This is a genomic window from Streptomyces katrae, from assembly GCF_002028425.1.
In the GTDB taxonomy this organism is placed as follows: Bacteria; Actinomycetota; Actinomycetes; order Streptomycetales; family Streptomycetaceae; genus Streptomyces; species Streptomyces katrae_A.
Window position 1 is genome coordinate 1154534 of record NZ_CP020042.1, and the last position, 24727, is coordinate 1179260.

General features: G+C 70.6%; 25 protein-coding genes and 1 pseudogene. 15 read left to right on the forward strand and 11 right to left on the reverse strand.

From position 1 onward, the window contains the following. Window positions 1-193: 193 nt before the first annotated feature. The gene (gene rfbC / locus B4U46_RS05260) at window positions 194-850 is read right to left on the reverse strand and encodes a dTDP-4-dehydrorhamnose 3,5-epimerase (protein WP_199848474.1); all 657 of its coding nucleotides are present in this window, start codon (window positions 848-850) and stop codon (window positions 194-196) included. 2 nt (window positions 851-852) lie between these two features. Beyond that, on the reverse strand, window positions 853-1725 hold the full coding sequence (rfbA, locus tag B4U46_RS05265) for a glucose-1-phosphate thymidylyltransferase RfbA (protein WP_079424498.1): 873 nt from the start codon (window positions 1723-1725) through the stop codon (window positions 853-855). Window positions 1726-1791: 66 nt separating this feature from the next. Between rfbA and rfbB the strand changes: the two genes are divergently transcribed. Together rfbB and rfbD are read left to right on the forward strand one after the other, a co-directional pair. Further along, a complete protein-coding gene (gene rfbB, locus B4U46_RS05270) occupies window positions 1792-2766 on the forward strand; it encodes a dTDP-glucose 4,6-dehydratase (protein WP_079424499.1) in 975 nt (324 codons plus the stop codon). Then, entirely contained in the window at window positions 2763-3629 is an 867-nt protein-coding gene (gene rfbD / locus B4U46_RS05275; protein ID WP_079424501.1) for a dTDP-4-dehydrorhamnose reductase, read from the forward strand. Before rfbB ends, rfbD begins: the two co-directional genes overlap by 4 nt. Here the strand turns inward: rfbD and B4U46_RS36325 are convergent. Beyond that, a pseudogene (locus tag B4U46_RS36325) lies at window positions 3628-3745 on the reverse strand (IS5/IS1182 family transposase); the annotation flags it as partial. The gene rfbD and the pseudogene B4U46_RS36325 sit on opposite strands and share 2 nt — an antisense overlap. A gap of 149 nt (window positions 3746-3894) precedes the next feature. Then, window positions 3895-5778: an APC family permease gene (locus tag B4U46_RS05280; RefSeq protein ID WP_079424503.1), complete on the reverse strand. Its 1884-nt coding sequence runs from the start codon at window positions 5776-5778 to the stop codon at window positions 3895-3897. 255 nt (window positions 5779-6033) lie between these two features. On the opposite strand from B4U46_RS05280, the gene B4U46_RS05285 reads away from it, so the two are divergent. The 7 genes from B4U46_RS05285 to B4U46_RS05315 all read left to right on the forward strand — a co-directional run bounded on the left by B4U46_RS05285 (window position 6034) and on the right by B4U46_RS05315 (window position 14980). After that, window positions 6034-6786 (forward strand): DUF4118 domain-containing protein, encoded by a 753-nt coding sequence (locus B4U46_RS05285; protein WP_079424505.1) that lies wholly within the window; start codon window positions 6034-6036, stop codon window positions 6784-6786. 267 nt (window positions 6787-7053) lie between these two features. Next, complete coding sequence (gene kdpF / locus B4U46_RS05290; RefSeq protein ID WP_063789431.1) at window positions 7054-7143, forward strand: K(+)-transporting ATPase subunit F; 90 nt, start codon at window positions 7054-7056, stop codon at window positions 7141-7143. A gap of 6 nt (window positions 7144-7149) precedes the next feature. Further along, a complete protein-coding gene (gene kdpA / locus B4U46_RS05295; protein WP_079424507.1) occupies window positions 7150-8814 on the forward strand; it encodes a potassium-transporting ATPase subunit KdpA in 1665 nt (554 codons plus the stop codon). Beyond that, entirely contained in the window at window positions 8811-10916 is a 2106-nt protein-coding gene (kdpB, locus tag B4U46_RS05300) for a potassium-transporting ATPase subunit KdpB (protein ID WP_079424508.1), read from the forward strand. The genes kdpA and kdpB overlap by 4 nt, the downstream gene beginning before the upstream one ends. Window positions 10917-10919: 3 nt before the next feature. Continuing rightward, complete coding sequence (locus tag B4U46_RS05305) at window positions 10920-11597, forward strand: potassium-transporting ATPase subunit C (protein ID WP_079424510.1); 678 nt, start codon at window positions 10920-10922, stop codon at window positions 11595-11597. Between the two features lie 100 nt (window positions 11598-11697). After that, window positions 11698-12387 carry a response regulator gene (locus tag B4U46_RS05310; RefSeq protein ID WP_079424511.1) on the forward strand — a complete coding sequence of 230 codons (690 nt, stop codon included), beginning with the start codon at window positions 11698-11700 and terminating at the stop codon, window positions 12385-12387. 46 nt (window positions 12388-12433) lie between these two features. Further along, window positions 12434-14980 carry a sensor histidine kinase gene (locus B4U46_RS05315; protein ID WP_079424513.1) on the forward strand — a complete coding sequence of 849 codons (2547 nt, stop codon included), beginning with the start codon at window positions 12434-12436 and terminating at the stop codon, window positions 14978-14980. 210 nt (window positions 14981-15190) lie between these two features. Here B4U46_RS05315 and B4U46_RS05320 read toward each other — a convergent pair whose 3' ends face one another. The 6 genes from B4U46_RS05320 to B4U46_RS05345 form a co-directional block, all read right to left on the reverse strand. Continuing rightward, window positions 15191-15886 (reverse strand): DUF6766 family protein, encoded by a 696-nt coding sequence (locus B4U46_RS05320; RefSeq protein WP_079424515.1) that lies wholly within the window; start codon window positions 15884-15886, stop codon window positions 15191-15193. An 83-nt stretch (window positions 15887-15969) separates the two neighbouring features. Beyond that, a complete protein-coding gene (locus tag B4U46_RS05325) occupies window positions 15970-16404 on the reverse strand; it encodes a hypothetical protein (protein ID WP_237292649.1) in 435 nt (144 codons plus the stop codon). Continuing rightward, window positions 16401-16877 carry a hemerythrin domain-containing protein gene (locus B4U46_RS05330; RefSeq protein WP_079424518.1) on the reverse strand — a complete coding sequence of 159 codons (477 nt, stop codon included), beginning with the start codon at window positions 16875-16877 and terminating at the stop codon, window positions 16401-16403. The genes B4U46_RS05325 and B4U46_RS05330 overlap by 4 nt, the downstream gene beginning before the upstream one ends. Window positions 16878-16892: 15 nt before the next feature. After that, entirely contained in the window at window positions 16893-17168 is a 276-nt protein-coding gene (locus B4U46_RS05335) for an isoamylase early set domain-containing protein (protein ID WP_079424519.1), read from the reverse strand. 119 nt (window positions 17169-17287) lie between these two features. Beyond that, the gene (locus tag B4U46_RS05340; protein WP_079431579.1) at window positions 17288-17614 is read right to left on the reverse strand and encodes a plasmid stabilization protein; all 327 of its coding nucleotides are present in this window, start codon (window positions 17612-17614) and stop codon (window positions 17288-17290) included. Window positions 17615-17764: 150 nt separating this feature from the next. Continuing rightward, the gene (locus tag B4U46_RS05345) at window positions 17765-18301 is read right to left on the reverse strand and encodes an isochorismatase family cysteine hydrolase (protein WP_398909082.1); all 537 of its coding nucleotides are present in this window, start codon (window positions 18299-18301) and stop codon (window positions 17765-17767) included. A gap of 389 nt (window positions 18302-18690) precedes the next feature. Between B4U46_RS05345 and B4U46_RS05350 the strand changes: the two genes are divergently transcribed. The 3 genes from B4U46_RS05350 (at window position 18691) to B4U46_RS05360 (ending at window position 21002) form a co-directional block, all read left to right on the forward strand. After that, the gene (locus tag B4U46_RS05350; protein WP_079424521.1) at window positions 18691-19584 is read left to right on the forward strand and encodes a glucose 1-dehydrogenase; all 894 of its coding nucleotides are present in this window, start codon (window positions 18691-18693) and stop codon (window positions 19582-19584) included. Between the two features lie 165 nt (window positions 19585-19749). Continuing rightward, complete coding sequence (locus tag B4U46_RS05355; protein ID WP_079424522.1) at window positions 19750-20310, forward strand: hemerythrin domain-containing protein; 561 nt, start codon at window positions 19750-19752, stop codon at window positions 20308-20310. Between the two features lie 188 nt (window positions 20311-20498). Further along, a complete protein-coding gene (locus tag B4U46_RS05360) occupies window positions 20499-21002 on the forward strand; it encodes a hypothetical protein (RefSeq protein WP_079424524.1) in 504 nt (167 codons plus the stop codon). A 40-nt stretch (window positions 21003-21042) separates the two neighbouring features. Here B4U46_RS05360 and B4U46_RS05365 read toward each other — a convergent pair whose 3' ends face one another. Beyond that, window positions 21043-22227 carry an alcohol dehydrogenase catalytic domain-containing protein gene (locus B4U46_RS05365; protein WP_079424526.1) on the reverse strand — a complete coding sequence of 395 codons (1185 nt, stop codon included), beginning with the start codon at window positions 22225-22227 and terminating at the stop codon, window positions 21043-21045. A gap of 184 nt (window positions 22228-22411) precedes the next feature. Here B4U46_RS05365 and B4U46_RS05370 point away from each other — a divergent pair, with 184 nt between their 5' ends. Genes B4U46_RS05370 through B4U46_RS05380 form a run of 3 tightly spaced genes read left to right on the forward strand, consistent with a single transcriptional unit; the run spans window position 22412 to window position 24678 of the window. Beyond that, the gene (locus B4U46_RS05370) at window positions 22412-23068 is read left to right on the forward strand and encodes a DNA polymerase ligase N-terminal domain-containing protein (protein ID WP_079424528.1); all 657 of its coding nucleotides are present in this window, start codon (window positions 22412-22414) and stop codon (window positions 23066-23068) included. Window positions 23069-23089: 21 nt separating this feature from the next. Continuing rightward, window positions 23090-24034 carry a non-homologous end-joining DNA ligase gene (ligD, locus tag B4U46_RS05375; protein ID WP_079424530.1) on the forward strand — a complete coding sequence of 315 codons (945 nt, stop codon included), beginning with the start codon at window positions 23090-23092 and terminating at the stop codon, window positions 24032-24034. Next, window positions 24031-24678, forward strand: coding sequence for an endonuclease (locus tag B4U46_RS05380; RefSeq protein ID WP_079424532.1), 648 nt, complete (start codon window positions 24031-24033; stop codon window positions 24676-24678). The genes ligD and B4U46_RS05380 overlap by 4 nt, the downstream gene beginning before the upstream one ends. Window positions 24679-24727 lie beyond the last annotated feature (49 nt).

The following is a 24727-nucleotide window of genomic DNA, read 5'->3' on the forward strand; positions in this document are numbered from 1 at the left end:
CTGACGCTTCATGTCGGAACCTTCCCGCAGGCTGAAAACCGATACGCCGAGGGGGGTGACGGGTCACATAGGCATGCCACACCATCACGTCGGACGGCATGAATGAGCGCCCAAGCTGTTGCGCAGTCGTGCCAGCAGCAGTGTGCCGGGACCCGATTCCCCACCGACGGTTGACAGCGAATGTCGCCGCACTTCATTCAATTGGCGTACGGTCCGGCATTCGGGCTGCTCGTCCTTCGCTCCTGAGGTCTGTCCGGGGCGGACGGCAAGAATAGATGCCCTCCGCCAGGCATACGTCGTACGACGGCAGCATCCCCCCCACCACCGCCTCGGCCCACGACGGTGCCGCCGCGTCCCGGGCGGAGAGCAGCGGTGCGTCGGCCGGCCACTCGATGCCCAGGTCGGGATCGAGCGGATGGACCGCGTGCTCGGCGGTCGGCCGGTACGTCGTCGAGCACAGGTACGTCAGGGTCGCGTCGTCGGTGAGCGCGCAGAAGCCATGGCCCAGCCCCTCGGGGAGACAGACCGCCCGACGCTCGATGTCGTCCAGCCGGATGCCCTCCCAACGGCCGAAGGTGGGCGAGCCGACCCTCAGGTCGACCACCACGTCCCACACCGCACCGCGCACGCAGGTGACGTACTTGGCCTGCCCGGGTGGCACGTCGGCGAAGTGGATGCCGCGCACCACGCCCTTGGCGGACACCGAAAGATTGGCCTGGGCCAGTGATAGCGGCCTGCCCACCGCCTCCGCCAGCCGGTCGAAGCGGTACCACTCGGTGAACAGCCCGCGCTGGTCGCCGTGCACCTGCGGGACGATCTCGAACGCGCCGGCGATCGTCAACTCGCGGATTTTCACCGCACACCCTCCTCGAGCAGCCCGAGAAGGTACTGGCCGTAGCCGCTGTGGAGCAGCGGTTCTGCCAGCAGGCGCAGTTGGGAGTCGCCGACGAGTCCGGACCGCCAGACCGTCTCTTCGACGCAGCCGACTTTGAGGCCCTGCCGCTCCTCGATCACCCGGACGAACTCCGAGGCCTGGACCATCGAGGCGAAGGTCCCGGTGTCCAGCCAGGCCGTGCCCCGGTCGAGGGGGGTGACGTAGAGCTCGCCGGTGTCCAGATAGGCCCGGTTGACCTCCGTGATCTCCAACTCCCCACGAGCGCTGGGGCGAAGGCCTTGGGCGATCTCCACCGCCCGGTTGTCGTAGAAGTACAGTCCGGGCACCGCGTACCTGGATTTCGGACGGGCCGGCTTCTCCTCGATGCTCAGCACCTGGCCCAGCTCGTCGAACTCCACCACCCCGTACGCCGACGGGTCGGCGACGGGGTAGGCGAACACCCTGCCGCCCTTCATGTCGGAGTGCTGGGCGAGCCTGGTGCCGAGGCCGCTGCCGTGGAAGATGTTGTCGCCCAGGATCAGGGCGACAGGGCCGTCCCCGATGAAATCCGCACCGAGCACGAGGGCTTGCGCGATGCCCTCCGGGCGTACCTGCACCGCGTATTCAAGGCGGAGGCCCCATTGGCTGCCGTCGCCGAGCAGGCGGCGGAACTGGGGCTGGTCGCCGGCCGTGGTGACGATCAGGATTTCACTGATGCCGGCCATGACCAGGGTAGAAATAGGATAGTAAATCATCGGTTTATCGAAGACCGGCAGCAGTTGTTTGGATACCGATCGAGTAAGCGGCCACAAGCGGGAACCAGTGCCACCGGCCAACAGAATGCCTCGCATGGCGACAGCGTATGACTTTGATGGCCGATTCGGCCATATGCCGAGTGGCGCTAGAATCTGCCCACTATGCGCATCCTGGTTACCGGCGGCGCCGGGTTTATCGGTTCCGAGTTCGTCCGCTCCGTGCTGAATGCGGACTCCGAGAGCAGAATCACCGTCCTGGACAACTTCACCTATTCGGGCGTCGGGGAAAACCTCGCGCCGGTGGCTCACCATCCCGGGTACGCCTGCGTGCGCGGTGACATCTGCGACGTGGAGACGGTGGACGCCGTGATGCCGGGCCACGACGCGGTGGTCCACTTCGCCGCCGAGTCCCACGTCGACCGCTCGATCGATGGCGCGGCAGCGTTCGTACGGACCAACGTCACCGGCACCCAGGTGCTGCTGGATGCCGCCCGCAAGCACGGCGTCGGCCGGTTCGTGCACGTCTCCACCGACGAGGTGTACGGCTCGATCGGCAAGGGCTCATGGACGGAGGAGTCGCCGCTCGCCCCCAACTCGCCGTACTCCGCGTCAAAAGCCGGCTCCGACCTGCTGGCACTCGCCTGCCACCGCACGCACGGCCTGGACGTCGTGGTGACCCGCTGCTCCAACAACTACGGGTCCCACCAGTTCCCGGAGAAGGTCATCCCCCTCTTCACCACGCACCTGCTCGAGGGGAAGAAGGTGCCGCTGTACGGGGACGGCGGCAACGTCCGCGACTGGCTGCACGTCTCCGACCACTGCCACGCCATCGAACTGGTGCTCCGCGGCGGCCGGGCCGGCGAGGTCTACCACATCGGCGGCGGAAGCGAGATCACGAACAAGGAGCTCACCGGCATGCTGCTCGAGGCAACCGGACACGGCTGGGACATGGTCCGGGAGGTGCCCGACCGAAAGGGACACGACCGGCGCTACTCCCTCGACATCACCAAGATCCAACAAGAGTTGGGCTACCGGCCGCAGATCTCCTTCGCGGACGGCCTGGCCGCGACCGTCAACTGGTATCGCGAGAACCGTGCCTGGTGGGAGCCGCTGAAGAGCCGGGCGGCACTGACGTGACCCGCTGGCTGGTCACCGGCTCCGGCGGGATGCTCGGCCGCGACGTGCGGACCCTGCTGGCAGACGGGCAAGTCACCGCGCTCGATCGCGCCGCCCTTGACATCACCGACCCGGAGGCCGTCCGCACCGCAGTCTCCGGCCACGACGTGGTGATCAACTGCGCCGCCTGGACGGACGTCGACGGCGCCGAGGCCGCCGAGGCCACCGCCACCGCCGTCAACGGAACAGGCGTCCGCCACCTGGCTCATGCCTGCCGGGACAGCGGCGCTCGACTCCTGCATGTCTCCACCGACTACGTCCTGCCGGGGGACGGCACCGAGCCGTATTCCGAGTCGACCCCGACCGGTCCGGTCAACGCGTACGGCCGCAGCAAACTGGTCGGCGAACGGGCCGTTGCCGAAATCCTCCCCGATACCGGCTACATCGTGCGCACCGCCTGGCTGTACGGCGAGCACGGCCAAAACTTCGTCGCTACCATGCTCGGCCTGGCCGCCCGCAGGAGCACCGTCGACGTCGTCAACGACCAGTACGGGCAGCCAACTTGGACGCACGATCTGGCTGGTCTCCTGGTGATGCTCGGCCACGCCGACAAGGCCCCGCCCGGGGTCTACCACTGCACCGCGACCGGCCACACCACCTGGTACGGCCTGGCCCGCGCGGCATACGAACTCAGCGGACTCGATCCGGACCGCATCCGCCCGACCGCATCGGCGGCATTCCCGCGCCCTGCCCGCCGGCCCGCCTTCAGCGTCCTCGGCCACGCCCGCTGGGCCGCGGCGGGCCTGCCCGTACTCCCGCACTGGCGCACATCACTCGCCGAGGCCCTGCACCGACCCTCGTTCACCGCCCTCGTGCACCAATAGCCCGTGTAGGCGCGGTCGCCGAGGACGGGGACGCCCTGGCGTTCGCAGATCCGGATCATCCGGTGGGTGCGGGCCGCGGTGAGCTCACGAGTGCGGCCCGGCAGGGCGGGCGAGATCCCGGCGCGGATCCCACGGCGACGGCGAACAACACCGGTTTCCTGACCAGTTCGCGACCTTCCTGACGGCGGCGCGCAAGAGGGCGTCAAGCCGCCGTCCGAGGTGCGTCAACGCCGGATCGGCGCAGGTCGGCGCAGGTCGGCGCAGGTCAGCGCGGGTCGGCGGTGATGCGGAAGCGGAGTCGGCAGATCACGGCGTCCGTGTCGCGGCGGACCGCATGGGCGACGACGGAGCCGCGCTGGTTCTGGAGCAGCCGCTGCCACAGACGGGCCGGTTCGGTCTCCGGGATCAGGACGGTCACCTGGGCGTCCGGGTGGGTCTGGGCCAGCTTCCGCACGTACGACGAAAGGGGGCGGCCGAGCGAGCGCGTTTCCGAGGAGACCTCGATCAGCTCGACCCCGGGCTTCCACAACTCCCAGTCCCGCCTGAGGGCTTCGGCTGCCCGCCGGTCCTCGGGGGCCGGGTGGGTGACGGTCACGGCGAGGACTTCGTCGCCGAGCGAGCCGGCGGCGGTGAGGGCCTGGCTGGTCAGGCGGGACAGGCCGGAGACGGGGACCACGACCACGGAGCGGGCACGCCGAGGGGCCTGCGGAATCCGGCCGAGCTCCAGGCGTTCACCGATCTCGGTGTACGCGCGGTGGATCTTCTCGAAGCCGAGGACGAGCAGCGGAAGCGCCACGACGATCAGCCAGGCGCCCTCGGTGAACTTGGTGGCGGTGACGACGACGGCCGAGACTCCGGTCAGCAGGGCGCCGGAGCCGTTGAGCGCCGCCTTCGCCTGCCAGCCGCGCGGCCGCTCCCCGAACCAGTGGCGGACCATGCCGACCTGGCAGATGGTGAAGCCGACGAAGACGCCGATCGCGAAGAGAGGGACCAGGGTGTTGGTGTCGCCGCCGGAGCACAGCAGGAGGATGGCGGACACGACGGCCAGGGCGAGTACGCCGTGCCGGTGGACCTGACGGTCGGCCTTGAGCGCGAAGACGTGCGGCAGGTGGTGGTCGCGGGCCAGCAGGCTCATCAGCGCCGGCAGACCGCCGAAGGAGGTGTTCGCGGCGAGCGCGAGCAGCACCATCGTGGCGAACTGGACCACGTAGAAAGCGATGTTGTGCCCGAAGGAGGCGTCCGCGAGCTGGGCGAGTACGGTCACGCCCTCGACCGGCTGGAGGTGGAAGCGGCCGATGAGGATCGACAGGCCGATCAGCATCACGCCCAGGAGCGCGCCGAGAGCGACCTCGGTGCGCTGGGCGCGGCGGGCGGCCGGAGCCCGGAAGGACGGTACGGCGTTGGCGACGGCCTCGACGCCCGTCAGTGCAGAGCAGCCGGCGGCGAAGGCCTTCAGCAGCAGGAGCGCGCCCACGGTGGTCGCGCCCTCGCCGAGGGCGGAGGCGTGTCCGGCAGCGGAGGCGGTGCTGACGGGGCCGTCGCGCAGGAGTCCCACGACGACCATCGCGAGGATCGACCCGACGAACACGGCGGTGGGCACGAGGAACGCCTTGGCGGATTCCACGACCCCGCGCAGGTTCACGGCGGTGACCAGCACCAGGATGCCCAGGCAGATCCACACCCGCTCCCCGTACAGTCCCGGGAAGGCCGAGGTCAGGGCGGCGACGCCTGCCGTGACGGACACGGCCACGTTCAGGACGTAGTCCAGGATCAGCGAGGCGGCGGCGACCAGGCTCGTACGCCGGCCGAGGTGCTTCCTGGCCACGGCGTACGAACCGCCGCCGTCCGGGAAGGCGGCGATGACCTGCCGGTAGGAGGCCACCAGCACCGCCAGCAGGGCGGCGATCGCGAGGGTGACGGGGAGGGTGAAGCCCAAGCCGTAGGCACCCGCCGCGGCCAGGACCAGCACGATCGACTCCGGCCCGTACGCCACGGACGCCATCGCGTCCAGCGACAGGGCGGCCAGGCCCTGCAGGGCGGTCAGCCGGTGGCGGTCGCCCGCGGCGGTCGCCCGTTCGCCGGTATCAGGGGGCTCCTCCGTGCCGGGGGCCTGTCCTGCCGTGCTCGGCTTTCCCATGTCTATGGACATCTTTCGCTGTTCCTCCGTTGGACAAACTGGGGACAGCGTCGGAATGCCGTGGCCGGATTTCCAGTGTTCTTGGCGCTTTCCATACGGCCGCCGCTGCGGTCTTCACGCGACTTTGACGCCGGGGCGGGGCAGCCGTATGAGGTGCGTCAAGACCTGGCCGCGGGGGGGTCGCCGTCCCTCCGGCGGGGGCAGTGTTGACAGAGGCGGCACGTCGTCGCCCTTGCTCTCCCCTCGTGTCCGGACAGGAGGCATCAGATGTCCGGGTATCGACTTCACGACACTGCCGCCCTGCTCGCGGCCCTCGTGGCCCCCTTCCTCGTGGCGCTCGCGCTCGTTCCCGTCCGCACGGATCTTTCGGCAACGAACGCGGCGCTGGTCCTCGTCGTCGCGGTGGTCGCGGTGGCCGCCATCGGTACGCGTGTCGCCGGAGCGGTGGCCGCGCTGTCGGCGGCCGCCTGGTTCGACTTCTTCCTCACCGCGCCCTATCAACGGTTCCTGATCGCCGGCCGCGGCGACTTCGAGACGGCGGGCCTGCTGCTCGCCGTCGGCCTGATCGTCTCGCAGGCGGCGGTACGCACACGGCGGCTCCAGAGGACCGTGATCACCGACGCCGCCCGTCTGGCGAGCCTCCAGGGAGCCGCCCGGCTCACCGAGGACGGCGGTTCGCCAGAGGCGGTGGTCGAGTACGTGCGACGGGAACTCGTCGGCCTGCTGGGGCTGCGCGGCTGCCGTTTCGCATACGGAACCCTGATGGGAAACCTGCCGCGCCTCGAGCATGACGGCGGTCTCTGGCGGCACCGCCCGGGCCGGGTGACCGAGTACGCCGACTGGCCGGACGGCGAGAGCGAGTTGCGCGTCGTCGGCGGCGGGCACTACTACGGCCGCTTCCTGCTGGATCCCCTCCCCGGCCCGCTGCCCCCGGAGCAGGACCGCCTGGTGGCCGTCGCGCTGGCCGCACAGGCCGGCTCCGCGCTGGATACGGCCGGCCTGGCCCACCACCAGGGCTGACCAGGCCTTTTCCGGCCGCCTTGGCCGGCCGCCTTTTCCGGCGCTTCCCGTATGGGTGGCGTTAAGACTTCCCGTGCGCCCGTATGGGCCCCGTCAAGGCGTCTTAACGCCGGGCTGAAGACGCGGTTATCTCGTCATCGGCCAGCTGGCCGATTTCATTTCTTCCCCATCAACCCAGGAGCTCACGGTGGCCGATCTGGCCTTCGTCGTCACCACGATCGCGGTGTTCGCGCTGGTGGCTCTCATCGCCCGGGGGGTGACCAAGCTGTGACCGCCGAAAACATCGTCGGCCTCGTCGTGGCCGTCTCCCTGCTCGGATACCTCGTCCTCGCCCTTGTGTACCCGGAGAGGTTCTAGCCACCGATGAGTCCCGTTCTCGCTGGTGTGCTCCAGCTCCTCGCGCTGATGGCAGCGCTCGCGCTGGCCTACCGCCCCCTGGGCGACTACATGGCCCGCGTCTACTCCTCCGAGAAGCACTACCGCCCGGAGAAGTGGATCTACAAGGCGATCGGCGCCGACCCGACGGCCGAGATGCGCTGGCCCGCGTACCTGCGCGGTGTCCTCGCCTTCTCCGCGGTCAGCGTCCTGTTCCTCTACGCCCTGCAGCGCGCCCAGGGGATCCTGCCCGGCTCGCTCGGCTTCCAGGCCATCGATCCCGACCAGGCCTTCAACACCGCCGCCTCGTTCGTGGCGAACACCAACTGGCAGTCGTACGCCGGTGAACAGGCGATGGGCCACGTCGTGCAGACCGGCGGCCTGGCGGTGCAGAACTTCGTCTCCGCCGCCGTCGGCATGGCCGTGGCCGTGGCCCTCGTACGCGGCTTCGCCCGGTCCCGTACCGGTGAACTGGGCAACTTCTGGGCCGACCTGGTACGCGGCACCTTCCGCGTCCTGCTCCCCATCTCCGTCATCGGGGCCCTGGTCCTGGTCGCGTGCGGGGCCATCCAGAACTTCGCCGGCATCCACGAGGTCGGCCAGTTCACGGGCGGCACGCAGCAGTGGAACGGCGGGGCGGTCGCCTCGCAGGAGGTCATCAAGGAGCTGGGCACCAACGGCGGCGGCTACTTCAACGCCAACTCCGCCCACCCCTTCGAGAACCCCACCCCCTTCTCCAACCTCTTCGAGGTCTTCCTCATCCTCGTCATCCCCTTCGCGCTGACCCGCACCTTCGGCCGCATGGTCGCGAGCCTGCGCCAGGGCTACGCGATCCTCGCCACGATGGCGACGATCTGGCTCGGCTTCACCGCCCTGATGATGTGGACCGAATTCGCCCACCACGGCCCGGCCTTCGAGGTCGCGGGCGGGGCGATGGAGGGCAAGGAGACCCGCTTCGGCATCGGCGCGTCCGCGATCTTCTCCGTCGCCACCACGCTGACCTCGACCGGCGCGGTCAACTCGTTCCACTCCTCCTTCACCGGCCTCGGCGGCGGCATCCAGCTGCTGGGCATGCAGCTCGGGGAGATCGCGCCCGGCGGTGTCGGTTCCGGCCTCTACGGCATGCTGGTCATGGCGATCATCGCGGTGTTCATCGCGGGTCTGATGGTCGGGCGGACGCCGGAGTACCTGGGCAAGAAGATCGGCACCCGCGAGATCAAGCTCGCGGCCTGCTACATCCTCATCACCCCAGCCCTCGTGCTCTGCTTCACCGCCGCCGCCATGGCCCTGCCCACCCCGCCCCACTCCATGCTGAACTCCGGCGCGCACGGGTTCTCCGAGGTCCTCTACGCCTACACCTCGGGGGCCAACAACAACGGCTCCGCCTTCGCCGGCCTGAACGCCGACACCCAGTGGTACAACTCCACGATCGGCATCGCCATGCTGCTGGGCCGCTTCCTCCCCATGGTCTTCGTCCTCGCGCTGGCCGGCTCGCTCGCCGAGCAGAAGCCCGTCCCCGAGACGGCAGGCACCCTGCGTACCGACAAGCCGCTCTACACCGGCCTGCTCGTCGGCACGATCCTCATCGTCACCGGTCTCACCTACTTCCCGGCCCTGGCGCTGGGTCCGCTCGCCGAAGGGCTCGCATCATGAGCACCGCCACACCCACCAGGGCTCCGCACCAGGACGTGCCCACCGGACACAAGCCGGGCGCCGGACGCGTGGGCGGCGGCCTGTTCGATCCGAAGCAGCTTCTGAAGTCCTTCCCGGACGCCGTCCGCAAGCTCGATCCGCGCGTCATGATCAAGTCGCCGGTCATGTTCGTGGTCCTGATCGGCTCGGTGGTCACCACCGTGCTGGCCTGTCTGGACCCGACGAACTGGTTCGGCTGGGCCATCACCGTCTGGCTGTGGCTGACCACGATCTTCGCCAACCTCGCTGAGGCCGTGGCCGAGGGCCGGGGCAAGGCCCAGGCCGACACCCTGCGCAAGGCCAAGACCGACTCCGTCGCCCGCCGGCTGACCAAGGACGGCAAGGGCGAGGAGCAGGTCCCGGGCACCGAGCTGAAGATCGGCGACCTGGTGGTCTGCGAGGCAGGCGACATCATCCCCGGCGACGGTGACGTGGTCGAGGGCGTCGCCTCCGTGGACGAGTCCGCCATCACCGGCGAATCCGCGCCCGTCATCCGCGAGTCCGGTGGCGACCGCAGCGCGGTCACCGGCGGCACGAAGGTCCTCTCGGACCGGATCATCGTCAAGATCACCACCAAGCCCGGCGAGACCTTCATCGACCGCATGATCGCCCTGGTCGAGGGCGCGGCACGGCAGAAGACGCCCAACGAGATCGCGCTGAACATCCTCCTCGCTTCCCTCACGATCGTCTTCCTGCTGGCGGTGGTCACGCTCCAGCCGTTCGCGATCTACGCGGGTGCCGAGCAGTCGATGATCGTACTGACGGCCCTGCTCGTCTGCCTGATCCCGACGACCATCGGCGCGCTGCTCTCCGCGATCGGTATCGCGGGCATGGACCGCCTGGTCCAGCGCAACGTCCTCGCCATGTCCGGGCGCGCGGTGGAAGCCGCCGGTGACGTCTCCACGCTGCTGCTCGACAAGACCGGCACCATCACCCTCGGCAACCGCCAGGCCTCGGAGTTCGTCCCGGTCGAGGGCACGACGGAGGCCGAGCTGGCGGACGCCGCCCAGCTGTCGTCCCTCGCGGACGAGACGCCCGAGGGCCGTTCCATCGTCGTCCTGGCGAAGGAGAAGTACGGGCTGCGCGAGCGCCACCAGGGCGAGCTGTCGCACGCCGAGTGGATCTCCTTCACCGCCCAGACCCGGATGTCGGGCGTGGACGTGGACGGCAGGCAGACCCGCAAGGGAGCTGCCGGCTCCGTCATCACCTGGGTCAAGGAACAGGGAGGCATGGTCTCCGACGACGCCGACCTCCTCGCCAACAAGATCTCCGAGGCGGGCGGCACCCCCCTCCTGGTGGCCGTCAACGACGAGGAGGGCGCCCGCGTCCTCGGTGTCATCCACCTCAAGGACGTCGTCAAGGAGGGCATGCGGGAGCGGTTCGACGAGCTGCGCCGCATGGGCATCAAGACCGTCATGATCACGGGTGACAACCCGCTGACGGCCAAGGCGATCGCCGAGGAGGCGGGTGTCGACGACTTCCTCGCGGAGGCGACGCCCGAGGACAAGATGGCCCTCATCAAGCGGGAGCAGGCGGGCGGCAAGCTGGTCGCGATGACCGGCGACGGCACCAACGACGCCCCCGCCCTCGCCCAGGCGGACGTGGGCGTGGCGATGAACACGGGCACCTCGGCCGCCAAGGAGGCCGGGAACATGGTGGACCTGGACTCCAACCCCACCAAACTGATCGAGATCGTGGAGATCGGCAAGCAGCTGCTGATCACGCGGGGCGCCCTGACCACGTTCTCCATCGCCAACGACGTCGCGAAGTACTTCGCGATCATCCCCGCGATGTTCGCGGTGGTCTACCCCGGCCTCGACAAGCTCAACGTCATGGGCCTGTCCTCGCCCGAGTCGGCGATCCTGTCCGCGGTCGTCTTCAACGCGCTGATCATCATCGCCCTGGTCCCGCTCGCCCTCAAGGGCGTCCAGTACAAGCCGACCAGCGCCGACAGGATGCTCCGCCGCAATCTGGGCCTGTACGGCGTGGGCGGCCTGATCGCCCCGTTCATCGGAATCAAGATCATCGACCTGCTCATCTCCCTCATCCCCGGAATCGGCTGAGCCATGAACAACTCCGTAGGAAACACCGCCCGTCTGCTGGGGGCCGGCCTGCGCGCGCTGCTGGTCCTGACGGTCGTCTGCGGCGTCCTGTACCCGCTGGCCGTCACCGGCATCGCCCAGGTCGCCTTCGGTGACCAGGCCAACGGCTCCGAGATCAAGGACAGGAACGGCCAGGTCGTCGGCTCCTCCCTCATCGGCCAGACCTACGACCTCCCCAAGCAGAACCCCGACGACCCGGAGGAGGCCGCCAGGCCGGACCTCAAGTGGTTCCAGCCGCGCCCCTCCAACGGCCTCGGCTCCAACAGCGTCAACACCCAGTACTCGCTGATCCTCTCGGGAGCCACCAACAAGGCGGCCGACAACCCGGACCTGGTCAAGCTGGTCAAGGACGCCAAGGCCGCGGTCGTCGCGGACAACACGACGGCCTCGTACACGGTCAAGCCGGAAGACGTACCGGCGGACGCCGTCACCTCCTCCGGCTCCGGCCTCGACCCGGACATCTCCCCCGCCTACGCCAGGCTGCAGATCCACCGGGTCGCCGAGCGGAACAGGCTCGACGTCAAGCAGGTCGAAGAGCTCGTCGCCGACCACACCACCGGCCGCACCCTCGGCTTCATGGGCGAACCCCGCGTCAACGTCCTCGAACTCAACACCGCCCTCAAGGCACTGGCCAAGAGCTGATGTTCCCCCTCGCACGGGCCGGGGGCCGGCGGGGCGCGGAACTCCCGTGCTCCGCCGGCCCCTTACCGCGCCCGAACAACGAAGGAAAGGCTGCACACCGATGACCCGGGTGCTGGTGGTGGAGGACGACCCTCAGCTCGTCCGCGCACTGAAGATCAATCTCCAGGCGCGCAAGTTCGACGTCGAGGAGGCCCCCGACGGAGGCGCGGCCCTGCGGCTCGCGGCCGCCCACAGGCCGGACGTCATCGTGCTGGACCTCGGCCTCCCGGACATGGACGGCGTCGAGGTCATCAAGGGGGTCCGCGGCTGGAGCCGGGTCCCGATTCTGGTGCTGTCCGCGCGTCACACCTCGGAGGAGAAGATCCGGGCGCTGGACGCCGGAGCGGACGACTACGTGACGAAACCGTTCAGCATGGACGAGCTCCTGGCCCGGCTGCGGGCGGCCGCCCGCAGGCAGGAGCCGGCCGCCGGCTCCCAGGCCGACCAGGTCGCCGTCGTCACGACCGACGAGTTCACCGTCGACCTGGTCGCGAAGAAGGTGCACCGGGGCGAACGCACGGTGCGGCTGACCCCGACCGAGTGGCACCTGCTGGAAATCCTCATCACCCACCCGGGCCGGCTGATCACCCAGAGCAGGCTCCTGCTGGAAGTCTGGGGACCGACCTACGGGGAGAACACCAACTACCTGCGCGTATACATGGCCCAGCTCCGCCGGAAACTCGAAGCGGACCCCTCGCACCCCCGGTACCTGATCACCGAACCGGGCATGGGCTACCGCTTCGAACCCTGATCCCCCGCCTGATCGTCGATCCTCGACAGAGAAGAAGAGTCTGAACATGGGACGCGGCAAGCTCCGCATCTACCTCGGCGCGGCACCGGGCGTCGGCAAGACGTACGCGATGCTCTCCGAGGCCCACCGCCGCGTCGAGCGGGGCACCGACTGCGTCGTGGGCTTCGTCGAGCACCACGGCCGCCCGCGGACCGAGGTCATGCTGCACGGCCTCGAACTCGTCGCGCGGCGCGAACTGGAGTACCGCGGCTCGACGTTCACCGAGATGGACGTCGACGCGATCCTCGCCCGCCGCCCCGCCGTGGCCCTCGTGGACGAGCTCGCGCACACCAACGTGCCGGGCTCGCGCAACGGCAAGCGCTGGCAGGACGTGGAGGAGCTGCTCCAGGCCGGCATCGACGTCGTCTCGACCGTCAACATCCAGCATCTCGAATCACTGGGTGACGTGGTCGAGACGATCACCGGCGTCCGCCAGCGGGAGACGGTCCCGGACGAGGTCGCACGCCACGCCGACCAGATCGAGCTGGTCGACATGTCCCCGCAGGCGCTGCGCAGGCGCATGGCGCACGGCAACGTCTACCAGCCCGACAAGGTGGACGCGGCCCTCTCGAACTACTTCCGCCCGGGGAACCTGACCGCGCTGCGCGAGCTGGCGCTGCTCTGGGTCGCCGACCGCGTGGACGAGTACCTTCAGGAGTACCGGGGCGAGCACGACATCCGCTCCACCTGGCAGGCCCGCGAGCGCATCGTCGTGGGCCTGACCGGCGGCCCTGAGGGACGCACGCTCATCCGCCGCGCAGCCCGGCTCGCCGAAAAGGGTGCGGGCGGCGAGGTCCTGGCCGTCTACATCGCCGCCAGCGACGGGCTCACCTCCGCCTCGCCCAAGGAGCTGGCCGTCCAGCGCACCCTGGTCGAGGACCTGGGCGGCACCTTCCACCACGTCATAGGCGACAGCATCCCCGACGCGCTCCTGGAGTTCGCCCGCGGCTGCAACGCCACCCAGATCGTCCTCGGCGTCAGCCGCCGCCGCTCCTGGCAGTACGCGTTCAGCCCGGGCGTCAGCGCCACGGTCGCCCGCGAATCGGGCCCGGACCTCGACGTCCACATCGTCACCCACGACGAGGCCGCCAAGGGCCGCCGCGGTCTGCCCGTCGCCCGCGGCGCACGGCTCGGCCGCTCGCGCATCATCTGGGGCTGGCTCGCCGGTATCGCCGGCCCCGCGCTGCTCACCGTGCTGTTGAGCCGGCTCGTCCCCGAGCTCGGTCTCGCGAACGACATGCTCCTCTTCCTCACGTTCACGGTGGCGGCGGCCCTGGTCGGCGGGCTACTGCCCGCGCTCGCCTCGGCGGCGTTCGGATCCCTGCTGCTGAACTACTACTTCACGCCGCCGCTGCACGAGTTCACGGTCTCCGACCCGAAGAACATCGTCGCCATCGCGATCTTCGTCGGGGTGGCGGTGTCGGTGGCCTCGGTCGTGGACCAGGCCGCCCGGCGTACCCACCAGGCCGCCCGGCTGCGCGCCGAATCCGAGATCCTCTCCTTCCTCGCCGGCAGCGTCCTGCGCGGCGAGGACTCCCTCGACGCGCTCCTCGAACGGCTCCGGGAGACCTTCGCCATGCAGTCGGTCGCCCTCCTGGAGCGCGGCAGCGAGGTGGACCCCTGGACGACGGCGGCGTACGTCGGCGGCGGTCCCGTCAGCCGGCCCGAAGACGCGGACGTCGACCTGCCCATCGGCGACACCATGGCCCTCGCCCTCACGGGCCGGGTCCTGCCCGCCGAGGACCGCCGCGTCCTGGGCGCCTTCGCCGCCCAGGCCGCCGTCGTACTCGACCGCCAGCGCCTCGTCGACGAGGCCGAGAAGTCCCGCGAACTCGCCGAGGCCAACCGCATCCGCACCGCGCTGCTCGCCGCCGTCAGCCACGACCTGCGCACCCCGCTCGCCGGCATCAAGGCCTCCGTCAGCTCCCTGCGCTCCGCCGACGTCGCATGGTCCGAGGACGACAGGGCCGAACTCCTCGAAGGCATCGAGGACGGAGCCGACCGCCTCGCCGCCCTGATCGGCAACCTCCTCGACATGTCCCGGCTCAACACCGGCACCGTCGTCCCGCTGATCCGGGAGACCGGCCTCGACGAGGTCGTCCCCATGGCCCTGGGCGGCGTCCCCGAGGACAGCGTGGCGCTCGACATCCCCGAGACCCTGCCGATGGTCGCCGTCGACCGCGGCCTCCTGGAGCGGGCCGTCGCCAACATCGTGGAGAACGCCGTCAAGTACAGCCCCGAGGGCCGGCCCGTCCACGTCTGCGCCAGCGCGCTCGCCAGCCGTGTCGAGCTGCGCGTGGTCGACCGCGGGCCCGGTGTCCCGGACGAAGCCAAGAGCCGCATCTTCGAACCGTTCCAGCGGCACGGCGACGCCCCGCGCGGCGCGGGCGTGGGCCTCGGCCTGGCGGTCGCCCGCGGCTTCACCGAGACCATCGGAGGCACCCTCACCGCCGAGGACACCCCCGGCGGCGGCCTCACCATGGTCATCACCCTCCCCATAGCGGGGGACGTCCCTCCGGTGTCACCGGAGCTCCCGGCGTCTGCGGTCACCTGACCGACAAGGGGGCGACCGGCCGGGCGGCTCCCGCGTACGGGCTGACCGCCGGCACACGCGAGCCGTCCGGCCCCGGTATTTCTTGACGCGTTCCTTCCGCGCGGAAGCCGATCTTTGCTGCGGCTCTGACGGAGGGTGTCCGCGCGGCCCTCTGACGCCGGCCGCGCGTCCGACGCCCTCGTATCCCCTCGGGGCCCGGCATCCCGCTGGTCAGCCTTCGACGCCGGTCGTGGTGTGGGCGGCGCCGACCGGCTTGGATTCGGGGGAGCCGCGCTGGCGGAGGTAGATGGACAGGACGACCATGGCGGCGACCGCGAGGAGTTCGGACTGCCAGTTCTGCAGGGTGCGGTTCCAGAAGTCGGGGGTGGCGACGTACCCGGCCCAGCTGACGGGGTCCTCGAGTTGGCGCAGCTGCCGACCGTTGTAGGCGGCGGTGCCGGTGATGGACTGGCCCAGCCAGGAGAGGACGAACAGGGTGCCCATGACGGTGCCGAGGGAGCGGGCGTAGAAGGCCTGGCGCCAGTCTTTGGTGCCCGCCCAGCGGGGCGAGTCAGGGCGTGCGTGGTCGCCCATGCGCTGCTCCTGCTCGCTTTCGCTGCCGGCTTTGTGGACCTTCTTGGACTCCGGGGAGCCGCGCTGGACGAGGTAGACGGTGCCGAAGATGTAGAGGAAGAACTGCAGGAATTCCGATTGCCAGTTCTCGGTGACGTCCACGGCGAAGTCCGATGACGTCAGGTAGTCGCCGAAGCCGAGCGGCTGGAGGCCGTCGACCGTCATCTGTTCGTTGAACTCGGCGTGCCCGGAGATGGCCTGGCAGACGAGCACCACCAGGAAGGCGGTGCCGAAGGCGAGGGTCAGGCTGTTCTCCCGCCAGAACCCTCTGCGCGTTTCGCGGCCGGCGGTCATCGCTGGAGCACCCCGATGGTGATGAAGTAGCCGAGCCCGCCCAGGATGACCGCCAGGGTGGTGACGAAGAGCGTGCGCACGCCTCACGCTCCCTTGAGCAGGCAGTCGTAGGGCCGGTCGGGCCGCGGTGTGCAGCCGGCGGCCACGACCTTCCAGCCGCCGGTGAACAGCGACAGGAACAGGGTGTCGTCGCCCGCCATGCGCACCATCGCCTGCCGCCCGTACGCCTCGACCCCCTGGACACCGTGCGTCCTGGGCAGCTCCTGCGACGCGAGCGCGGCGGGACAGGCCTTGTGCTCGTCCTGCTCCAGCTGCTTGCGGGTCTGCGGAGCCAGGAGCCCGCAGGCCCGGACGTGGTCTCCGGCCGCGACGGCGGCTTCGAAGGCGGCTCCCGCGGCGGCCGCGGCGTCCTGGCGTGCCCCAGGGCCCCCGCACCCGGCGGCCGCGAGCACCGCCGCGGCCGCCAGGACCAGTCCGCTCAGGGGGCGGCCGGATGCCCGGTGCCGTGATCGGATCACTTCGAGTCGGCGCTGGGTACGGCGAGCGGGTCGCGGGGCGCCTGCTTCTTCCCGGCCTCCAGCTCACCGCCCAGCTCGGTGAGCCGGTTGCGGCCCATCGCCTTGCGGACCTCCGGGAACCAGTCCTGTTCCTCTTCCTCGACGTGGTGGCGGACCTGTTCCATCAGCACGCTCATCTTGGCCTTGAACCGCTCGTCGGCCGGGTCCATGTCCTTGATCTCCGAGAGCATCCACACCACCGCGTGGTGCTCCTCGATGCTCTCCAGGATGTGGTCCGTCGTGTCCGGTGCGGCCTCGCGGGCCGCCGGGTAGAAGAACTCCTCCTCGATCCAGGCGTGGACGGTGAGCTCCTCGATCACCTCGTCGGCGATCCGGCGGCGTTCGGCCGTGTCGTCGTCGGAGGTCTTCTCGAAGCGCTTGAACAGCTTCTCGACGGTCTTGTGGTCTTCGCGCAGCAGCACGATCGCATCCATGCGGGGCACTCCCCGTCAGGTGTTGACGCGGCTGTTGGTGCCGTCATGGCCGTCGGCCTGGTCGTCGTCGAACCAGTAGCCGCCGGCCGCCAGGTAGCGGAAGGAGTGGCCCCGGTGCGCGGGCAGGACCACCGTGGCCGCACGCATGCCGTCGCCCCGGTCCTGCAGCGGGTGCGCGGCGGGGTTCCAGTGGTTGAAGTCGCCCACGACGCTGACCGGACCCTCCGGGTGGTCGGCGGGGAGAACGAAAGTGACCTGCGTGCGGCCCTTGAGCTGCTTGCGTTCGAGCACCGGATGACTCCTGACTGGCGAGTGCTGGCGGAGGCCCGAGCACCTTCGCACGGTGCTCCCCCGCCCCGGCCCCGCACACGCCGACGGGAGCGAAACGGTCACTCACCTGGAGGCCGGGGTCAGCGGCCGAGGGCGTTCTTCAGTTGTTGCTTGGTCATGTTCGAGCGGCCCTCGATGCCGCGCTTCTTCGCCTCTTGGTAGAGGTCGTCCTTGGTCCGCTCGGACGAGCCGCCGCCACCGGACTTCTGGCCGCCCCGCTGGGAGGCGGATGCGCCCTGGGTCGAGCTGCGGCTGGAGGTCTTGCTCTCGCCGGATCGCGCGCGTTCCTTGTTCACGGTGCGGGAGGCCATTTCCTCGGCACGGGACTCGGACATACCGCGCTTCTCGCCGGATTCCTTGATGTGTTCGTACTGGCGCTCGCGCTTGGGGCTTGATCCTCTGGGCACGACGAATCCCTTCCTCGACGGTGCGTACACGGCCATCGTGTGCGCACCCGGGGCGTTCCCGCATCTCGCGTTGGTCCCCGTGGACGACGGCCGTCACCCTTGCCGTACGAGCGGGTGTCCCGGACCGGCCGGTGTCGTCCGGGCCCGCCGTCAGCCCGAAGGGGCGCCCTCGAAGGTGATCTCGCCGCTCGGACGGAGTTCGGCCGACATGTTGCGTTCCATCATGCGCAGGGCCGCTTCGGCGAGAGCGGCGTCGATGTGGGCGACCGCGTCGAGGGCCACGACGACCTCGAGGTGGCGGATGTGGGCGTCGAGGGCCGAGTACAGCACGCACTGCTCGGTCACCTGCCCGCACAGCACCACCCGGCGTACATCGAGCTGGCCCAGCAGGTAGGCCAGGGGCGTTTCGTAGAAGACCGAGTGCCGTGCCTTGACGACGAACAGGGATTCCTCGTCCGGTGCGATCGGCTCCACCAGGTCGGAGTAACGGCCCGCCAGGGCGGCTTCGAGGATCTCGCCGTGGTGGGAGCGCCAGCGGCCGAAGTTGTCGTTCACGTAGACGACCGGCGCTCCGGCCTCCCTCGCCCGCCGCAGCAGCGCCGCTACGCCCGGCAGGGCTTCACGGACGGACCGCACCAGCACCTCGGCGTCCTCGTGCTTGTAGGTGTTGAGCATGTCGATCACGATGAGCGCCGTGCGGCCCGTATCGCCGCCTCCCGCCGCGCGGCCCGGCGGACGGCCACCGCGAACGCGACCGCCGTTCACGGACGCGGCCCGGCCACGGGCGGGGCAGGGGCGTGCCGGGCGACGAGCGCGCCTGCGTCGAGGGGGTGGGTCAAGGGCATGGCGGGTCCTTCATCCGGGACAGATGACGAGGTGGCCGTGCCGACAGTTTCCCGCTTCGGCCCGTGTCCGGCGCGCAGGCCACGCCGCCACAACGGGGAGGGCGCCCCACGTCAGCCGGCCCGGGCGGGATCCCGTGGCATGGTCTGCCCGGCACGGGTTAGACGCGGCACATGACGCAGCACCGACCCCTGCCCGACTCCCCTCGCTGACCGTGCCGGAAGGAGACCGCAATGCCCTCGCACGACCAGCCCCGCCTCACCGATCCCGTGTCGCTCCATGCCCGCCCGCCGTTCCCCGAGCAGGACCAGAGCCATCCCGGCTCGACGGAGGCGATGGACCCCCGCCCCGACCACGGCGAGGACACCTACCGGGGCCACGGCCTGCTGAACGGCCGCAAGGCGCTGGTCACCGGAGGTGACTCCGGGATCGGCCGGGCGGTCTGCCTGGCCTTCGCACGGGAAGGCGCCGATGTCGTCTTCACCCATCTGTCCGAGGAAGCAGAGGAGGCCGACGAGACCGCCCGTCTCATCCGGGAGGCGGGCCGCACGGCGGTGGCCGTGGCCTGCGACATCCGGTACGAAGACGAGTGCACCGCCCTCGTCGACAAGGCGGTGGGCGAGCTGGGCGGCATCGACCTGCTCGTCAACAACGCCGCCTACCAGATGGCCCAGCCGGACGGGATCGAGGCGATCACCACCGAGCAGTTCGACCGGGTGATGAAGACCAACCTGTACGGGATGTTCTGGCTCACCAAGGCCGCTCTGGCCCACATGCCGCGCGGGGGTTCGGTGATCAACACCGCCTCGGTGCAGGGCTACCAGCCCAGCCCGCATCTGCTCGACTACGCCATGACCAAGTCCGCGATCATCTCCTTCACCCACAACCTGGCCCAGATGCTCGCCGAGCGCGGCATCAGGGTCAACGCCGTCGCCCCCGGTCCGGTCTGGACCCCCCTGATCCCGGCGACCATGCCCGACCCGACGAAGTTCGGCGAACAGTCACCGCTGGGCCGGCCCGCGCAGCCGGCGGAAATGGCACCCGCCTACGTCTTCCTCGCCTCCGGCCAGGCCTCGTACATCACCGGCGAGATCGTCAACGCCACCGGCGGAACCCCCCTGCCCTGACCCCGGCCGAAGCCCTGCGCCGGATCGCTTCCTCCTGGAGCGGCGCGGGGCGGCCGCCTCCCCCGAGCGGGTGAGACGCGCCGTGCGGCCGGGCGCCCGTGCGTTCGACGGGGAACCGATCGCTTCGGGCCGGACAGGCCCGGCCCGAACACACATGGAGGCAACATGGGACACGGCGGGAACGTGATCGACGAGCTGATGGCCGACCACCGCGAGGTGGAGGGCATGTTCGCCCGGATCCAGGCCATGACCGGCACCGGGCAGGAGCTCCGCGATCTCATCGACGAGATCACCATCGAGCTGGTGCGGCACTCGGTCGCCGAGGAGCAGTACCTCTATCCGGCGGTACGCAAGCACGTCGAGGGCGGCGGGCCGATGGCGGACAAGGAGATCGAGGACCACGGCCGCGTCGAGAAGATGCTCAAGCGGCTGGAGAGGATGAGCACCGATGACGTACAGATGAGCCCGCTCCTGCAGCAGCTCATGGAGGAGGTCGCCGCCCACGTCCAGGACGAGGAGAGCAACCTCTTCCCGATGCTGAGGAGAGCCTGTACCGCGCAGCAGCTGGACGATCTCGGTGACAAGATCCGCCGTGCCAAGGCCATGGCGCCCACCCGCCCGCACCCCGCCGCGCCGAGCAGCCCCATGGCCAGCAAACTCCTCGCACCGGGTGCCGGCCTGGTGGACCGGGCCCGCGACTTCGTGAGCGGCCGCGGCAAGTCCTGATCTCCGGTCCGGGGCGGCGGGCGCGGTACGGGTCCGGGCCGCCGCCCCGGGCGGAGGGTGACGTGCGTCATGCCGCCGGCCCGTCGCTTGCGGCTACGCTGGTCGGCCACGAGCGGAGCGGCGCAGCTTCGCGCCGCAGCTCGCGGGCCCGGGAGGCCCAGGCGAGCACGCCCCCCGAGGAACCCGCCGTGTCCGCCGATCTCGCACCTGTCATAGCCGCCGGCTCCCGCTGGCTGCTGACCGCCTTCCCGCCCTCCCCGGGCGCGTTCAGCCAGGCCCTGGCCGAGGCCCAGGCCCGGCAGGCCGTCGCCCTGGCCGCCGCCCTGCGGTACCCGACCCCGCTGGACGCCGAGCTGCTGGATCTCCTCGGCCCGGGCGGAAGCGCCCGGCTGGACTGGCTGACCGGCGCCGATCACGGCGACGACACCGACGCCGGCTGGCGGACGTGGGTGGACGAAACCGTCGTCAGCTGGGCCGCCTGCCTCCTCGCCGCCCCCGCCCTGGCCCTCGCCGCCCAGCGCCACGTCGACCGTGGCCAGGCCGGTGAGCTCACCCGCCTCACCCGCCCCGGCGACCACGAACACGACGCCGCGCCCCTGCTTCGCCATCCCGACCTGCTGGAGCCGGTCGCCGCCCTCCACCGCGCGCCGCTGCTGGACCTCCTGGACAACGAGACCGCCGCCATGAGCTAGGCCGCCTCTTGTGGAAGGGCGCCCACGAGCGGCTCAGCCGTCAGGGATGGAAGAGGACCTTCACCATGTTGTCCCGCTTCGCCTGGAAGTCCGCGTACGCCCGTGGGGCTTCGTCCAGGGAGAGGTGATGGGTGGCGAAGCCTTCGACGCCGAGAGGGTCGCCGTCCGTCAGCAAGGGCATCAGGTCGTCGACCCAGCGGCGGACGTTGGCCTGTCCCATGCGCAGCTGGATCTGCTTGTCGAACATCGTGAGCAGCGGGAGCGGGTCGGCGGCTCCTCCGTAGACGCCGGAGAGGGAGATCGTGCCGCCGCGGCGTACGAGCTCTATGGCCAGCCTCAGGGCGCCCAGGCGGTCGACCCCGGCCCTCTTCATCAGAGCGGCGGCCAAGGCGTCCGGGAGCAGGCCGGTCGCGGTCTGTACGGCCCTGACGCCGGCGCTGCCGTGGGCTTCCATGCCGACGGCGTCGATCACGGCGTCCGGGCCGCGGCCGCCGGTGGCGCTGCGGACCGCGTCGGCGAGCTGGTCACCGTAGTGGGTCAGGTCGTAGACCTGTACGCCGTGGCCCGCGGCGCGGGCGAGCCGTTCGGGGACCAGGTCGATGCCGATCACCTTGCCGGCCCCGCGGTGGGCGGCGATGCGGGTGCACATGTCGCCGATGGGCCCGAGGCCCAGGACGGCGACGCTGCCGCCGGGCGGGATGCCGGCGTAGGCGACGGCCTGCCAGGCGGTCGGCAGGACGTCCGACAGGTAGACGAACCGTTCGTCCGGTGGCCCTTCGGGCACGCGGATGGGGAGCGTGTCGGCGAAGGGGACGCGCAGGTATTCGGCCTGTCCCCCGGGCACCTGCCCGTAGAGCTTGGTGTATCCGAACAGGCTCGCGCCGCTGCCGTGCTCGTGGACCTGGGTCGTCTCGCACTGCGAGTGCAGCCCCCGCTCGCACATGAAGCAGGTCCCGCAGGACACGTTGAACGGTACGACGACCCGGTCGCCGGCCTTCAGCTCCCGGACCTCGGGCCCCACCTCGGCGACCACCCCCATCGGCTCGTGCCCCAGGATGTCCCCGGCGTCCAGGAAGGGCCCGAGCACCTCGTACAGGTGCAGGTCCGATCCGCACAGGCCCGTCGTCGTCACCCTGATGACGGCGTCCGTGGGATCGGCGATCCGCGGGTCTGCAACGGTGGCCACCTCGATCTTGCGGCGGCCCTGCCAGGTCACGGCTTTCATCACGCCTCCTCGGTCACGTATGCGCAGGGCAGGGAGCGGGCGACGCCGGCCTGTATCCGCGCGCCTGCCCCCTTCCGGATCCGCCAAGCAGCCGGCGCCGTCGTCCGTCCGCTGCGGATGACGGCCGCGATGCCGGGTAGCCGCGTGGACGGGATCCCTTGCCCCACGGTGTGAGGAGGCTGCGATGACAGCCAAGAGACCACTGGCCCACTACCACCGGCGACGCGACTTCTCCAAGACGGCCGAGCCCGAGGGCGGACTCGACGAGCCGTCCGGCGGGCAGCCCTCGTACGTGGTGCAGATCCACGACGCCCGCAGCATGCACTTCGACTTCCGGCTGGAAGCCGACGGCGTACTGAAATCATTCGCCGTGCCCAAGGGGCCCTCCAACGACCCCCACGACAAGCGCTTCGCGACGCCGACCGAAGACCATCCGCTGGAGTACCGCGACTTCGAGGGCACGATTCCGCACGGCGAGTACGGCGGCGGCACGGTGATCGTCTGGGACCAGGGAACGTACCGCAATGCCACCTCCGACCGCGACGGCCGCGAGATCCCGCTCACCGAGGCGCTGGAGCGGGGGCATGCCTCGTTCCGGCTCGACGGCCGCAAGCTGCACGGCGGCTACGCGCTCACCCGGATCCGTGACGACGCGGACGGCGGGAAGGAGGCCTGGCTGCTGGTCAAGCAGGCCGACGAGCGGGCCGCCGCCACCGGCACGCCCGACCCCCGGCGGGCGAGGTCGGTGCGTACCGGCCGGACCCTGAACCAGGTCGCCGCCGACGCACGCCCGAGGCCTGGGACTGCGCGAGGACGAGCCGGGGGCCGAGGTGGTCCGTGAGCAACCGGCCGGGAGGACCCGATGACCCCGAAACGCCGGTCCACGCCGCCGGAGCGCATACGGGCCGGCCGGCACACCGTCGAGATCAGCCGCCCGGACAAGGTCCTCTTCCCCGGTGACGGCATCACCAAGGCCGACCTCGCCGGCTACTACCGCACGGTGGCCCGGCGCATGCTGCCCCAGCTGCGCGGGCGGCCCCTGATGCTGGAACGGCATCCCGACGGGACCGACGGCCCCGCCTTCATGCAGAAGGACGTCCCGGACCACTTCCCGGACTGGATCCACCGTGCCGAACTGCCCAAGCAGGACGGCACCGTCACCTACGTGATCTGCGACGACACCGCCACGCTGCTCTACCTCGCGGACCAGGCGTGCACCACCCCGCACCGCTTCCTGTCCAAGGCCGACCGGCCCGGCCATCCGGACCGGCTGGTGTTCGACCTCGACCCGGCCGGCGAAGACTTCGCTCCGGTGCGGGAGGCCGCGCTCGGCCTGCACCGGCTCCTGGACGAGCTGGAACTGCCGTCCCTGCCCATGACCACCGGCTCCCGCGGCCTCCACGTCGTGGTCCCCCTCGACCACCGCGCGCCCTTCGACGACGTACGCGTCTTCGCGCGCGCGGTCGCCGGCGTCCTGGCCGCCCGCCGGCCCGACCGGTTCACCACCGAGCCCAGGAAGAAGGCCCGCCGCGGACGCCTCTACCTCGACACCGGGCGCAACGCCTACGCCCAGACCGCCGTGGCCCCCTACGCCGTCCGCGCCCTCCCCGGCGCCCCCGTCGCCGCCCCACTGTCCTGGAGCGACCTCGACGACCCCGGCCTCACCGCCCGCCGCTGGACCCTCGCCACCGTCGGCGAGCTGCTGGGGGAAGACCCCTGGCGGGCCCCTCCCCGGCCCCGCTCCCTGCGAAGGGCCCACAGCCTGCTCACCGCACTCACCCGTGACGAAACGAACCCGACGCCATGACACGACGACGACAGACGACCGTACGAAAGCTGATGGACGCCTACGGGCGGACCCATGCCGAGGAAGCCGGCATCAAGCTGCGGAACACACCCGCGCCCCTCTACCAACTGCTCACCCTCTGCGTGCTCTTCTCCGTACGGATCAACGCCGACATCGCGGTGGCCGCCGCCCGCGAGCTGTTCGGAGCCGGGATGCGGACACCCCGGGCGATGGCGGACTCCTCCTGGCAGGACCGGGTGGACGCACTCGGCCGCGCCCACTACCGCCGCTACGACGAGAGCACGGCCACCGCGCTGGGCGCCGGAGCCGAACTCGTCCTCGACCGGTACCGCGGCGACCTGCGCCGCCTGCGCGACCAGGCCGACGGGGATCCGGACCGGATCCGCGCACTGCTGCGGGAGTTCCCGCGGATCGGGCCCGTGGGAGCGGACATCTTCTGCCGTGAGGCCCAGACCGTATGGCCAGAGCTGCGCCCCTCGTTCGACGACCGCGCCCGCGAGGCCGCCTCCAAGCTCGGCCTGCCGGCCACGCCGGAGGCCCTCGCCCGCCTGGTGGACACCGAGACGCTGCCGAGACTGGCAGCCGCCCTGGTGAGGGTCGGACTGTCCAAGGACGCCGCCGACGACCTCCTCGGAAGGGGCTGAGCCGGGGTGGGTGCGGGGGTCGCGTTCTTCGGCGTCGGCATTCTCGATA

Excerpts from the sequence above, each read along its gene's own strand:
- B4U46_RS05355 (WP_079424522.1), top strand. The coding sequence starts at position 19,750 with ATGGGACACGGCGGGAACGTGATCGACGAGCTGATGGCCGACCACCGC.
- kdpB (WP_079424508.1), top strand. The coding sequence starts at position 8,811 with ATGAGCACCGCCACACCCACCAGGGCTCCGCACCAGGACGTGCCCACC.
- ligD (WP_079424530.1), top strand. The coding sequence starts at position 23,090 with ATGACCCCGAAACGCCGGTCCACGCCGCCGGAGCGCATACGGGCCGGC.
- kdpA (WP_079424507.1), top strand. The coding sequence starts at position 7,150 with ATGAGTCCCGTTCTCGCTGGTGTGCTCCAGCTCCTCGCGCTGATGGCA.
- rfbB (WP_079424499.1), top strand. The coding sequence starts at position 1,792 with ATGCGCATCCTGGTTACCGGCGGCGCCGGGTTTATCGGTTCCGAGTTC.
- B4U46_RS05370 (WP_079424528.1), top strand. The coding sequence starts at position 22,412 with ATGACAGCCAAGAGACCACTGGCCCACTACCACCGGCGACGCGACTTC.
- B4U46_RS05315 (WP_079424513.1), top strand. The coding sequence starts at position 12,434 with ATGGGACGCGGCAAGCTCCGCATCTACCTCGGCGCGGCACCGGGCGTC.
- rfbA (WP_079424498.1), bottom strand. The coding sequence starts at position 1,725 with ATGCGAGGCATTCTGTTGGCCGGTGGCACTGGTTCCCGCTTGTGGCCG.
- B4U46_RS05285 (WP_079424505.1), top strand. The coding sequence starts at position 6,034 with ATGTCCGGGTATCGACTTCACGACACTGCCGCCCTGCTCGCGGCCCTC.
- B4U46_RS05320 (WP_079424515.1), bottom strand. The coding sequence starts at position 15,886 with ATGACCGCCGGCCGCGAAACGCGCAGAGGGTTCTGGCGGGAGAACAGC.
- B4U46_RS05350 (WP_079424521.1), top strand. The coding sequence starts at position 18,691 with ATGCCCTCGCACGACCAGCCCCGCCTCACCGATCCCGTGTCGCTCCAT.
- B4U46_RS05310 (WP_079424511.1), top strand. The coding sequence starts at position 11,698 with ATGACCCGGGTGCTGGTGGTGGAGGACGACCCTCAGCTCGTCCGCGCA.
- B4U46_RS05305 (WP_079424510.1), top strand. The coding sequence starts at position 10,920 with ATGAACAACTCCGTAGGAAACACCGCCCGTCTGCTGGGGGCCGGCCTG.
- B4U46_RS05380 (WP_079424532.1), top strand. The coding sequence starts at position 24,031 with ATGACACGACGACGACAGACGACCGTACGAAAGCTGATGGACGCCTAC.
- B4U46_RS05330 (WP_079424518.1), bottom strand. The coding sequence starts at position 16,877 with ATGGATGCGATCGTGCTGCTGCGCGAAGACCACAAGACCGTCGAGAAG.
- B4U46_RS05280 (WP_079424503.1), bottom strand. The coding sequence starts at position 5,778 with ATGTCCATAGACATGGGAAAGCCGAGCACGGCAGGACAGGCCCCCGGC.
- B4U46_RS05365 (WP_079424526.1), bottom strand. The coding sequence starts at position 22,227 with ATGAAAGCCGTGACCTGGCAGGGCCGCCGCAAGATCGAGGTGGCCACC.